At 65.5% G+C, this 12,154-nt stretch carries 12 protein-coding genes and 1 tRNA gene; 3 read left to right on the plus strand and 10 right to left on the minus strand.

Annotated features, from left to right (window positions below; genetic code table 11):
• Nucleotides 1-36 precede the first annotated feature (36 nt).
• The 7 genes from ACEWQ0_RS11745 to ACEWQ0_RS11775 all read right to left on the minus strand — a co-directional run bounded on the left by ACEWQ0_RS11745 (nt 37) and on the right by ACEWQ0_RS11775 (nt 7,281).
• Nucleotides 37-822 (minus strand): septal ring lytic transglycosylase RlpA family protein, encoded by a 786-nt coding sequence (locus tag ACEWQ0_RS11745; protein WP_476482876.1) that lies wholly within the window; start codon nt 820-822, stop codon nt 37-39.
• Nucleotides 819-1,784 (minus strand): lytic murein transglycosylase B, encoded by a 966-nt coding sequence (gene mltB, locus ACEWQ0_RS11750; RefSeq protein WP_476482877.1) that lies wholly within the window; start codon nt 1,782-1,784, stop codon nt 819-821. The genes ACEWQ0_RS11745 and mltB overlap by 4 nt, the downstream gene beginning before the upstream one ends.
• 133 nt (nt 1,785-1,917) lie before the next feature.
• Entirely contained in the window at nt 1,918-3,021 is a 1,104-nt protein-coding gene (rodA, locus tag ACEWQ0_RS11755; protein ID WP_476482878.1) for a rod shape-determining protein RodA, read from the minus strand.
• A complete protein-coding gene (gene mrdA / locus ACEWQ0_RS11760; protein ID WP_476482879.1) occupies nt 3,018-4,844 on the minus strand; it encodes a penicillin-binding protein 2 in 1,827 nt (608 codons plus the stop codon). Before mrdA ends, rodA begins: the two co-directional genes overlap by 4 nt.
• Entirely contained in the window at nt 4,841-5,329 is a 489-nt protein-coding gene (gene mreD / locus ACEWQ0_RS11765) for a rod shape-determining protein MreD (RefSeq protein ID WP_476485437.1), read from the minus strand. Before mreD ends, mrdA begins: the two co-directional genes overlap by 4 nt.
• A complete protein-coding gene (mreC, locus tag ACEWQ0_RS11770) occupies nt 5,326-6,216 on the minus strand; it encodes a rod shape-determining protein MreC (protein WP_476482881.1) in 891 nt (296 codons plus the stop codon). The genes mreD and mreC overlap by 4 nt, the downstream gene beginning before the upstream one ends.
• A gap of 18 nt (nt 6,217-6,234) precedes the next feature.
• Nucleotides 6,235-7,281 (minus strand): rod shape-determining protein, encoded by a 1,047-nt coding sequence (locus ACEWQ0_RS11775; protein ID WP_476482882.1) that lies wholly within the window; start codon nt 7,279-7,281, stop codon nt 6,235-6,237.
• A gap of 225 nt (nt 7,282-7,506) precedes the next feature.
• On the opposite strand from ACEWQ0_RS11775, the gene ACEWQ0_RS11780 reads away from it, so the two are divergent.
• Both ACEWQ0_RS11780 and ACEWQ0_RS11785 read left to right on the plus strand, forming a co-directional pair.
• Nucleotides 7,507-8,448, plus strand: a complete 942-nt coding sequence (locus tag ACEWQ0_RS11780) for a carbohydrate kinase family protein (protein ID WP_476485438.1) — start codon at nt 7,507-7,509, stop codon at nt 8,446-8,448.
• Between the two features lie 84 nt (nt 8,449-8,532).
• Nucleotides 8,533-8,609 (plus strand) — tRNA-Met (locus ACEWQ0_RS11785).
• A 129-nt stretch (nt 8,610-8,738) separates the two neighbouring features.
• Here ACEWQ0_RS11785 and ACEWQ0_RS11790 read toward each other — a convergent pair.
• Nucleotides 8,739-9,971: a choice-of-anchor Q domain-containing protein gene (locus tag ACEWQ0_RS11790; protein ID WP_476482082.1), complete on the minus strand. Its 1,233-nt coding sequence runs from the start codon at nt 9,969-9,971 to the stop codon at nt 8,739-8,741.
• Between the two features lie 241 nt (nt 9,972-10,212).
• Between ACEWQ0_RS11790 and ACEWQ0_RS11795 the strand changes: the two genes are divergently transcribed.
• The gene (locus ACEWQ0_RS11795) at nt 10,213-11,028 is read left to right on the plus strand and encodes an alpha/beta hydrolase (RefSeq protein WP_476482081.1); all 816 of its coding nucleotides are present in this window, start codon (nt 10,213-10,215) and stop codon (nt 11,026-11,028) included.
• A gap of 13 nt (nt 11,029-11,041) precedes the next feature.
• Here the strand turns inward: ACEWQ0_RS11795 and ACEWQ0_RS11800 are convergent, their stop codons facing one another.
• The gene (locus tag ACEWQ0_RS11800; RefSeq protein WP_476482080.1) at nt 11,042-11,362 is read right to left on the minus strand and encodes a branched-chain amino acid transporter permease; all 321 of its coding nucleotides are present in this window, start codon (nt 11,360-11,362) and stop codon (nt 11,042-11,044) included.
• Entirely contained in the window at nt 11,359-12,045 is a 687-nt protein-coding gene (locus ACEWQ0_RS11805) for an AzlC family ABC transporter permease (RefSeq protein ID WP_476485439.1), read from the minus strand. Before ACEWQ0_RS11805 ends, ACEWQ0_RS11800 begins: the two co-directional genes overlap by 4 nt.
• Nucleotides 12,046-12,154: the final 109 nt, after the last annotated feature.

The following is a 12,154-nucleotide window of genomic DNA, read 5'->3' on the forward strand; positions in this document are numbered from 1 at the left end:
TGGAATGCCTTGTAATGGATGGATTGCTGAACAAGTTCATGGATAGACGTAGCGGGCGCGTCCGAGTCCGAGCTCGGCGACGCGGTCGATCAGGGCGATGGCCCGGGTCGCGCTGTCGATCGGCCCCAGGCGAACACGCCAGACGCGGCCCACATCCGTGCTTGCCGCACGAGACTCAATGGGTTCGATTCCCGCGCGTTCAAGGTTCTTGACCACGTCCGCTGCGCGGCTGCGCTCGGAAAAGGCGCCGACCTGAATATACACCGGCACGCTGGCCGGCCGCGCTGTGGGGCTGACCGGGCTGTCGAAGCTGATCGACCGGACCTCGACCGGCGCGGTGCCCAGCTCGGTCATGCCGAGCTCGCTGGCAGCCGCCCAGGACAAGTCGATGATGCGATCGGGGTGAAAGGGGCCGCGATCGTTGACGCGCACCGTGATCGTCTTGCCGGTATCCAGGCGCGTGACCTCCACCCATGCCGGCAACGGCAGGGTGCGGTGTGCGGCGGTCAACTGGTACAGGTCGTAGGGCTCGCCCGAAGACGTGGCCCGACCGTGAAACTTGGTGCCGTACCAGGAAGCAATGCCGCGCTCCCGGTAGCCCTCGGCGCTGTCGCGCACATGATAAGTCTGCCCCAGCACCTCATAAGGGCTGTGGTTGCCGTAAGCACTACGAGGCTCCGGGCGCGGCTGCGGGCGCTCGATCAGGGCCGGGTCGAAGCGCGTGCCGGGCGCGCCATCGGGTGTTTCACGCACCGCCTGGCTGCCGCAGGCAGCCAGCAACACAATACCGGCCGCGCATAACAGCGCCTGCGCAAGCCTCACTGGCGCTGCTCCCGAATGCTCTCGGCCAGCTGCGCGACCGCCATCGCATAGAGCGGCGAGCGGTTGTAGCGGGTAATCACGTAGAAGTTGTTCAGACCCACCCAGTAGCCCGGGCCATCGGCCTGATCGAGCTCGATCAGCGTGGCCTCGGTGTCGCCCGGCAGATCGCCGGCATCGAAGACCACGCCCAGGGCGGCCAGCTCGTCGAGGCTGTGCCCGGGCTTGACCGAAAAGTCGACGTCCGGTCGCTCGCCGCTCAGCTCTGCCGGCAGGATGATCGGCTCGTCGATCCGCCAACCGTGGGTTGACAGGTAGTTGGCGACCGAGCCCATGGCATCGGGCAGCGAGCGCCACAGATCACGCCGGCCGGTCTGGTCCATGTCGACCGCATACGCCCGGTAGCTCGAGGGAATGAACTGACCCACACCCATGGCCCCGGCGTAGGAGCCGCGCACCTCCGTTACCGGCAGCGACTCTTCCTCGGCCAGGCGCAGGAACTGACCCAGCTCATCGGCAAAGAAGGCCGCGCGCTTGGGGTAATAGAAGCCCAGCGTAGTCAGCGCATCGATGACCCGATAGCTGCCGGTATTGAGCCCGTAGCTGGTTTCCACGCCGACAATGGCGGCGATCACCTCGACGGGCACGGCGAACTGCTGCGACACCTCCTCGAGCAGATCGGCATTCGCCCGCCAGAACTCCACGCCGGAGCTGATCCGCGTGGGCGTGACAAACAGCTTGCGGTACTCGTGCCACGGTTTGGCTTCGGCCGGACGGGTGATGGCGTCGATGATCGACTGCTGATACCGGGCCTCGGCGAGCACGGCGTGAACGTGCTCGGGGTCGAGATCGTACTCGGCCGCGACGCGCTCGACGAAAGCCGACGCACCCGGATGCGATTCCTCGCCGGCGGCAACTGCCGCGCTCATCATCAGGGCCATTACAAGCAAGGATATTCGCCGCATCGTGTCGCATCGCTCCGGAAATTGTCTAGAGAATATAGAGGCCCGGGTAAAGAAAAAGTTTGCACCCGACTCGCCGACCATGAATTCTACAACCTTTCCTCACGGGCACTCGCTGCGTGATCTAAGGCATTTCTCAGGCCATGAATCTTCTGCGGCTGTAAAGCCCCATCACCAGGCCGAATCCGGCCAGCAAGGTGACCGCCGAAGTGCCGCCGTAGCTGATCAGGGGCAGCGGCACGCCGACCACGGGCAGAGCGCCGGACACCATGCCGACATTCACGGCCACGTAGACAAAGAACATGAAGACCATGGCACCGGCCAGCAGACGCCCGAAAGCGTTACGGCACTGGCCGGCGAGGACTGTCGCGCGGAGAATGATGGCGGCATAAAGGACCAGCACCGCCAGCACGCCGACAAAGCCCAGCTCCTCGGCGAGCACGGCAAAGATGAAGTCGGTATGCGGCTCGGGCAGAAACTCCAGATGCGACTGACTGCCCTCGAGCCAGCCCTTGCCGGACAGGCCGCCGGAACCCACTGCAATCTTCGACTGGATGATGTTCCAGCCCTCGCCGAGCGGATCCCGCTCGGGGTCGAGAAAGGTGCGGATGCGATCCTGCTGATATTCGTGCAGGTTGATCCAGACCAGCGGAGCAGCGGCCGCCAGCGCTGCAGCCAGCCCGAGAATCAGGCGCCACTGCAGGCCGGCCAGAAACAGCACGCAAGCACCGCTCATGCCGACCAGCACCGCTGTTCCAAGGTCGGGCTGGACCACGATCAACCCGACCGGCACGAGAATCAGCGCCACCGCCAGCAACACGGTGCGCCAGCCCGGCGGCAGGGGCTGACGGTCGAGCATTGCCGCCAGCACCAGCGGCAGCGCGAGCTTCATCGCCTCCGAGGGCTGAAAGCGCAAGACGCCAAGGTCGAGCCAGCGCTGCGCACCCCGACCGACCCCGAACAACTCCACCGCCACCAGCATCAGCAAAACGGCGGCAAACAACAGCGGTGCCCACGTCTTGAGCAGACGCGGCGGCAGCTGCGCAACGGCGACCATCACCCCCAGGCCGAGACCCAGCCGCAGCCACTGACGCCAGACCAGCGCCAGGCTCTGTTCGCCGGCCGAGTACAACACCAGGCTGCCCAACCCCATCAACAGCAGCAACAGCCCCAGCAGCCAGGGGTCCAGCCGCAGCCGGCGGAGCAGGCCGGCCAGAACGCCACCGCCCGCGGTCGTCACAGCCCGGCCTCCAGGGCGGCATTCATGACCCTGGCGGCAATCGGCGCCGCCACGCTGGCGCCACCGCCGCCGTGCTCGGCCACAACCGTCACCACCAGCCGCGGCGCATCGGCCGGGAAAAACCCGGTGAACAGAGCATGGTTGCGCAAGAACTCGGGGAGCTCGTCGCCCGTGCGCTCGTCGCGCCGGGTTTCGTCGTCGGGCCGCCCGAATACCTGCGCAGTTCCGGTTTTGCCCGCCAGGTGCTGATCAAGATCGCGGGCAATGGCGCGCGCGGTGCCCCGGGGGCCGTGGACAACCGCCTCCATGCCCTCATGAATGGCCTGCCAGTGCGAGGGCTTGCGCTGCACCATCTGCACCGCTTCGCGCTCGCCGAACAGCGCCGGCGCGGCCGTTTGTCCGCGGCCGGCGAGCGCCGCGGTGGCGTGAGCCAGCTGAATCGGCGTGACCACGGTAAACCCCTGCCCGATACCGGTAATCACGGTCTCGCCCGGAAACCAGGCCTGGTTGAAGGTGGCCCGCTTCCACGAGCGCGTCGGCAAAATGCCGCTGCTCTCGCCGGGCAGATCCAGATCAGTGCTCCGACCGAAACCGAACAGCGCCAGCTCTCGGGAGATGCGGTCGATCCCCAGCTCCACGGCCAGCCGGTAGAAGTAGGTATTCACCGACTCGGCCAGCGCCCGCTCCAGATCAACGCGTCCATGCCCTCCGGCCTTCCAGTCGCCGTAGGTGCGACTGTGCCCGGGCAGGCGAAACTGCCCGGTGGAGAAAATTTCCGTACTCGCCGTCACGACGCCGGCATCCAGCCCGGCCAGCGCAATGAAGGGCTTGATGGTTGAGCCCGGTTCGTAGCCGCCGGAGAGCACCCGATTGAACAGCGGCCGCTGTCGATGGCTGAGCAGGCGGTTGTAGTCGGCATGGCTGATGCCGTGAACGAACAGATTGGGGTCGAAGCCGGGCTTGCTCACCAGCGCCCGCACCCGCCCGGTGGCCACCTCGATGACCACGACAGCGCCGGCAAACTCGCCCAGGGCCTCATAGGCGGCACGCTGGACATCAAGATCGACGTTGAGCCGAAGATCTTCTCCCGGCTGCGAGACCTGGCGCTCGAGCACCCGCAGAACCCGCCCCTGGGCGTTGGTTTCAACCCGCTCGTAGCCCGGCGAGCCGTGCAGCCGCGACTCGTACCTGCGCTCGATGCCGGTTTTGCCGATATGCGTGGTGGCCCGATAACGATCAGCCTCGAGGCGCTGCAGATCACGACGATCCACCCGTCCGACATAGCCCACCAGGTGCGCCATGAGCTCGCGGTGGGGATAGTCGCGCGTCAGATAGGGCTCGATATCGACACCCGGCAGGCGATGACGGTTGGCGGCCAGCCGTGCCACCTCGCGATCGTCCAGGGTCCCCTTGAGCGTGATCGATTCGAACGGCCGCGAGCGGCTTTTCTGGCGCTCGAAGTGGCGTCGCTCATCGTCGCTGACGGGCACCAGGTCGGCTACTTTCGCCAGCGTGTCGTCCAGGCTGGCGGCCCTTTCCGGCACCACCACAAGACGATAGGCGGGCCGGTTTTCAGCCAGCACCCGCCCGCGCCGGTCCAGAATCAGGCCGCGATTGGCCGGCAGCGCGCGCAGGCTGACCCGATTGTCGTCGGCGCGGGCCGCATACTGCTCGTGATCGCCCAGCTGCAGCAGACCCAGCCGCAGCCCCAGCAAAGCGAAAACGGCCAGCATGAGCGCAGCCAGGATCCACAGCCGGCGATCGACCAGCGCCAGCGTGGCCGGCGAATCGCCCATTCCCGAACTGGCCACCCTGCGCCTCATGTTCGGCGCCGGCGCTCTTTTTGCCGGAAAGCATCAAGCAGCAGGAAAACCCAGGGCCACAGCAGCATGCCCACCACGGGCGCCAGCCACCACGGCCAGCTGGGCCAGCGGTCGCCCACCAGCCCGATGATCCACAGCTGCACGATACGGTCGTTGAACAGCAGCAGCATGACCACCCCGGCCTGCTGCCAGGGCGGAAAGAAGCGAATACGATAGCGAAAGCGCTCGACCAGGTAGCTGATGATCAACAGGCTCAGGGCATGCTGCCCCAGCAGCGAGCCGGTCAGCACGTCAAGGACCAGGCCGCCGAAAAAAGCCTGACCAAGATCACGCAGGCGGCCGGCTTCGAGGTTCCAGTAGATCAGCACCAGTGCCGCCCAGTACGGACGCGCGGCGGATACCGCGTCAGGCAGGGGCATGAGCGTCAGCGGCAACACCAGTACCAGCGACAGCGCCAGCGTCCAGTTGGCGTGGCGCCGCCTCACGGGCTGTCGTCCGCGTGCGGTTCGCTGTCCGCCGACGACGGTGGATCAGCAACGTCCACCACCAGCACGTGGCGGGCGCGATCAAGGCGGGCAACCGGCCGTACCACCGCGTTGGCAAAGGCTTCGCCGACCGGGCGCGATACCGACTCGACTTCGGCAACCGGCAGCCCGGGCATGAACGCGCCGCCAAGCCCCGAGGTCACCAGCATGTCCCCCGCCTGCAAATCGACATTCATGGGCAAATCGGTCAAACGCAGCTGGTTGATGCGACCGGAACCGTAGGCCACCGTCCGCAGCCCGGTACGCTGCACGCGTACCGGCAGCGCATGATCCGGATCGGAGATCAGAATGACCTGAGCAACGCTCTGGCCGGCCTCGGCGACCTGGCCCATCAGGCCGAAGGAGTCCATTACCGGCTGCCCGGCTTCGAGGCCGTCACGGCGACCGCGATTGATGACCACCCGATGGGCCCAGGGATTGAGGTCGATATTGATCAGCTCAGCCGATTCGAAGGTCGAAGTCAAGCGGCGCGACGCACCCAGCAGCGAGCGCAGCTCGGCATTGTCGCTGCGCAGGGCCTCCAGCTCGACCAGGCGCGCCCGGCTTTCCTGCTGCTGGTGTTCAAGCGTGGCGATCCGGTCGAGCAGATCATGGCGCTCGCGCAGGGTCTCGCCCACGCGCCGGCCAAAGTTGAACGGCGCCTCGACCAGCAGCACGATCGGCTCCATGGCGCGCCATGCCAGGCCATGCAGGGAGTCGACATAGCGCCCGCGGTAGTCGAGCGTCATCAAAACGATGGCGAGCAGGCCGTAAAACGTCAGCCGGACAATGCGTGCAGCCGCTTCGCCGTCGATCGTTGCCGGCCATGATCCGCCACCCGAGGTCACAAGGCTTGCACCTCAGAGTCAGCTGGCAAAAAAGAAATCGCCCTTGTTCTTGTCCATCAACTCAAGGGCCCGGCCGCCGCCGCGCGCCACGCAGGTCAGCGGGTCGTCGGAAATGATCACCGGCAGGCCGGTCTCTTCCATCAGCAGCTTGTCGAGGCCGCGCAGCAGCGCGCCGCCGCCGGTCAACACGATGCCGGTCTCGGCAACGTCGGCACACAGCTCCGGCGGCGTCTGCTCCAGCGCGGTCTTGACCGAACCGACGATGCTGGCCAGCGCCTCGTTGAGCGCCTCGAGCACCTCGTTGTTGTTGAGAGTGATCATCTTGGGCACGCCCTCGGCCAGGTTGCGGCCCGAGATCTGGATTTCGTTGGTCTCATCCTGCTGGTGAGCGCAGCCGATTTCCACCTTGATGCGCTCGGCCGTGGACTCGCCGATCAGCGTGCCGTAGGAGCGCCGCACGTAATTGGTGATGGCCTCGTCGAAGTGGTCACCGCCCACGCGCACCGAGTTGGAATAGACGATGCCGTTGAGCGACAGCACCGCCACCTCGGTGGTGCCACCGCCGATGTCAAGCACCATCGAGCCGCGCGCTTCGTGAATCGGAATGCCGGCGCCGATGGCTGCCGCCATCGGCTCTTCGATCAAGAACACTTCGCGCGCACCCGCGCCCTCGGCCGATTCCTTGATGGCACGCCGCTCCACCTGGGTGGACGAACAGGGCACGCACACCAGCACGCGCGGACTCGGGCGCAGAAAACGCGATGCATGCACGTGCTTGATGAAGTGCTGCAACATCTGCTCGGTCATGTTGAAGTCGGCAATCACGCCGTCCTTGAGCGGGCGGGTGGTGCGGATATTGCCCGGGGTGCGGCCCAGCATCTGCTTGGCCTCGGCGCCCACTGCGGCCACCGTCTGCGGCCCGCCCGGGCCGCGCTCCATGCGCACGGCGACCACGGAGGGCTCGTTGAGCACGATGCCCTGCCCGCGCACGAAAATCAGGGTATTGGCCGTGCCCAGGTCGATGGACAGGTCATTGGAGAAAATGCCGCGTAAGCGCTTGAACATGATGAAAGAAGGTACCGTCGGAGCGGGTCACGAAAAGACCGCCTAATGTAGCAATGCCAGCGCCGCGCGGCAAGCACGGGATGCAGGCAACAGGCCGGATACCGAGGGCCGACACGACAGCCGCACAACCGCTGGCTGGCGGCAACAACGCCGACACCTCAATCCGGGCACAGGTTCATTACAATGGGCGGCTGGTCAATCACTCAAACCCTTCAAGGAACCCTCATGTCCGTGCTTATCTGCGGCTCGCTGGCCTACGACAACATCATGGTCTTCCCGGAGCGCTTCAAGGATCACATCCTTCCCGACAAAACCCACATGATCAACGTCGCCTTCATGGTCCCCGAGCTGCACCGCAACTTCGGCGGCACCGCCGGCAACATCGCCTACAACCTGCACCGGCTCGGCGGCAATCCGCTGCCCATGGCGACCGTGGGCGCGGACTTCGACGACTACGCGCGGCGCCTTGAACGACTCGACATCAGCCAGGACTTCGTGCGCACACTCGACGACTTCTGGACGGCCCAGGCCTACATCACCACCGATCTGGACGACAACCAGATCACCGCATTTCACCCCGGCGCCATGAACGAAGCACATTGTCAGGCGGTACCCGAAGACCGAGACATCGCCTTCGGCATCGTCTCGCCCGACGGCAAACAGGCCATGCTTGACCACTCCGAGCAGTTCAGAAAAGCCGGCATTCCGCACATCTTCGACCCGGGCCAGGGCTTGCCGATGTTCTCCGGCGAAGAACTGCAGCGCATGATCACCAACGCCGACTGGCTGGCGGTCAATTCCTACGAATGGGAAATGCTCAAGAACAACACCGGCTGGACGCACAACGACATCACCTTGCGCCTGTCCGGCGGCCTGGTGATCACCCACGGCGGCGAAGGCTCCGAGCTGTGGACAGCCGACGGCAACACCCACATCCCGGCGGTCAAGCCCGAAAAGATCATCGACCCCACCGGCTGCGGCGACGCCTATCGCGCCGGCCTGCTCTTCGGTCTGGAGCGCGGCTGGGACCCGGTCGACGCCTGCCGCCTGGGCTCGATCCTCGGCGCCCTCAAGATCGCCGAGTCGGGGCCGCAGAACCACGACTTCACCATCAATCGGGTTGCTGAACGTTTCGAGAGCGAATTCGGACGACCGCTGCCGCAGTAAGCACCATCCGCGCATGGCGCACATCCGGGCCGGTCAGCGCTTGACTTTCGCCGCCACAGCGGCAAAAATACTCGGCCCTCGCGTGGCTACGTAGCTCAGCTGGTTAGAGCACAGCATTCATAATGCTGGGGTCGGTGGTTCGAGTCCACCCGTAGCTACCAGATTTCAACTGTTGAACCAAGCAGTCACAGGCGCCGTGAGACTGTGCGTCTCACGGTGCCTTTCGTGAACGGCTTGCGGCTGCTGCCTCCCTGCATCATCGGTTTGGCGCAACTGTGCATTCGTCCGAATCACTGCTCGAAGCGGTCCTCGAAGACAATCCCGCCTGATTGCCCGGCAACCAGCTCGACGGCACCGATGTCGCAGGCCGTGCCCTGCGGGCGCGCAACGCCGCGCTGGTCTGTGGTCGGGCAAGCGTTGTCGTCGCCGGCGTCGATGGCTGATCCGTCGGCGTCGGGCAGCATGGTGTGGGTGGAGCCGCCGTTGTCCTGCAGCGGGCCGAGCATGGGGTCTGCATCCAGGTTGCCGCCCAGATCATCGCCCAGACCCGAATCCCAGCTGCTGCTGCCGCCCGAGCCCTGAATCACGCTGTGGCTGATCCTCGGGGTTGCAGCGCTATTGAATATCTCGCTGCCGGCAATCGCGGCGGTGTTTCCCCACACGATCACGTTGGTGAGCTCGGGCTTGCTGCTGCCGTTGTCCTCGCCCTGGTTGTACATGCCACCACCTTCACCGGAGCTGTTGTTGCTGAAGGTGACGTTGATCAGGGCGGGGCTGCTGCGGCCGGCCTTGCCGTTGTTGTACATGGCACCGCCCTTGTTATCGGCGTTATTGCCGCTGAAGGTCACGTTGATCAGAACGGGGCTGCTGGCACCACCAGAACTGCCATCGTTGTACACGGCGCCACCGAAGTCAGAGGCGCTGTTGCCGCTGAAGGTGATGTTGCGCAAAGTGGGGCTGCACTCATGAGTCGCGCCGCCACCGTCACAATACAAGCCGCCGCCGTAACCGGCTGACGGCAAGGCACCGTCGGCATTGCCTCCCTCGATGGTGAAACCGTCGATGACGGTGTTGTTGGTAATGGGGTCATTCCTGGTGGTGCCATCGACCCGCAGCACGTGGTAGCTGTTGTCGGCCGAATCATTGGGGTTGCCGATATTGCCCGACAGGACGGTGGGGCTGGCGTCAGGATCGCGCTCGTCGCGGCGGGTCTCCGTACCGGCAAAGCCACCGTAGAGCTCGAGCTCACGCTCGACCCTGAAGCTGGTGTTGCGTTCAACGCCGGGCTTGTAGCTCTTTCCGGCCTCGGACTTGACCCAGATTTCGCCGCAATCGTCATCGGCCAGCGCGGTCGGGAGATCCATCGCGTCTGCCCAGCTGCTGCCGTCGCTGCCATCACTGCCAAGAAACGTGACCCGACACACCGCGGCCTGCACCGACAGGCTGCCCGCCAGAAGCATGAGCGACAAGGCCAGACGGCCGCCGAGCGCCGCGCCCGAGGCGGTGCGATTACTTCTCTCCATCCTGAGCATTCTTTTCTTGACCTCTCGTGAGCTATTGATTACGTGCGCAATTTTGCGCCGATTGATTGAAAGCCGGCACAATCTATCACAGCAAAATCGAAGCCGCCACGGCAGAAATGTCCTCTTCCGCCCGCCGGACAGGCCGGCGCTGCCCCGGCAATCGGCTGCGCATGAGCAATAATGGATGGGTCCGTTCCGGGCAACGATCCGGGCCCGTCCGCAAGCATGGAGGAGCGCCTTGTTGATTCGACTGCTGATGACGCTGGCCGCTGCTTACGGCGCCGTGCTGCTGCTGATGTTCCTGTTCCAGCCGCGCCTGTTGTTCCTGCCGAACCTGCCGGGGCGGGCGCTGACGGCGACGCCGGCCGACATCGGGCTGCGGCACGAGACGGTCGCGCTGCGCACCGACGACGGTCAGACGCTGCACGGCTGGTGGCTGCCGCACCGCAGGCCGCGCGCCACGCTGCTGTTTTTTCACGGCAACGCCGGCAACATTTCCCACCGGCTCGACAGCCTCGAAATATTTCACGATCTGGGGCTGGAAGTGCTGATCGTTGATTACCGCGGCTACGGTCGCTCCAGCGGCACGCCGTCGGAAGCCGGCCTGTATCGCGACGCCCGGGCCGCCTGGCGCTGGCTGACCGACGAGCGTCGGATCGCACCGGAGAACATCATCGTCTTCGGTCGCTCGATGGGCGGGGCGGTGGCCAGCGAACTGGCCGCGCAGGTCACGCCCGCCGCGCTGATTGTGGAGTCGACGTTCAGCTCGGTTCCCGACGTCGCCGCCGGGATCTACTGGTGGCTGCCGGTTCGCCTGCTTGCACGCCTTGAATTCAACGCCGCCGACCACATCGGCCGCACCACGCTGCCGGTGCTGGTGATCCACAGCAGGGACGACGAAATCATTCCCTTCGAACACGCCCGGCGGCTGCAGCAAGCGGCCGGCCAGCGCGCCACCCTGCTGGAGATCGGCGGCAGCCACAACACCGGTTTCATCGACTCGCGCCCGCGGTATATCGACGGCCTGGAGCAATTCATTGCCGCGAACGTTGACTGAGCCGCCGGCCGGGTTAGCGCATCAGCAGAATGACATACAGCGCCGTGCCGGCGGCGATGCTCAGCAGCGGCTGGCGCAGACGCCACTGCAGGATCACGACAACGAGGATGGCAAGCGCTTCGAGCCAGGGCAACCCGCCGCGATCGTGAGCATGCCCCCAAGCGGTGTGGACCACCAGCAGCACCATGATTGCCAGCGGCAGGTTGTTGCCCAACTTGTAGACCACGCGATGGCGCCGAAGCCACGGGCCGGCGGCAAACGGCAGCGCTCGCAGAACAAAGGTGATCAGCGCCATGCCGACGATGGCGACCGTGACATAGACGATATGACTCATGCGCCCCCTGCCTCGGCCGCAGGCCCGGGTCGCAGCAGCACGGCGGCCACGCTGATGGCAATGGCCACCGTCAACGCGTGGTCAGGTGCCAGCCACAAGGCGAGCGCATAGCTGCCGATGGCCGTCCACATCGGCACGAAATCCTCACGCGCGCGCCACTGCTCGACCGCCAGCACGGCAAACAGCGCCGCCAGGGCAAAGTCGAGCCCGTCCAGACCCAGCTGCAGCCGGGTCCCCAGCAGCGCGCCCAGCGCGGTTCCGAGCACCCACCACAGATGGTTCAGGGCGGCGATCAGGGTCATGTGGCGCGCACGCGCGGACTCGGGCAGCGAGACCAGCAGCGACCAGGTTTCATCGGTGAGCGTGAAAACGATATACCAATAGCGCCAGCGCGAGGTCGGCATGGCCTGCAACAGCGACAGCCCATAAAAGACATGGCGCAGATTGATGACCAGCGTGGCAAACAGGATGGCCGTTACCGGCAGCCCCGCAGCCAGCATCGGTACCATCATGAACTGGGCTGCACCGGCAAAGACGATGGCGCTGGAGAGCACGGCCAGCCAGGGCGCCCCGCCGGCCTGGACGAACAGCAGGCCGAACACCAGCCCGAGGGGAATATAGCCGACGGCTACCGGGGCCGTCAGGCCAACGGCCGACAGCCGGCGTTGATCAGAGGTTTGCATGGGCAGCAAGAATATCAGGCCGGCCGGGTTCAAGGGGCGCGGGGTCGGGGCAGATGCCGCCGGGAGCAGCGCGGCAATCGCTACAATGTTAAGTCACCTCCCGCCACCC

It is taken from the genome of Wenzhouxiangella sp. YN9, assembly GCF_056324165.1.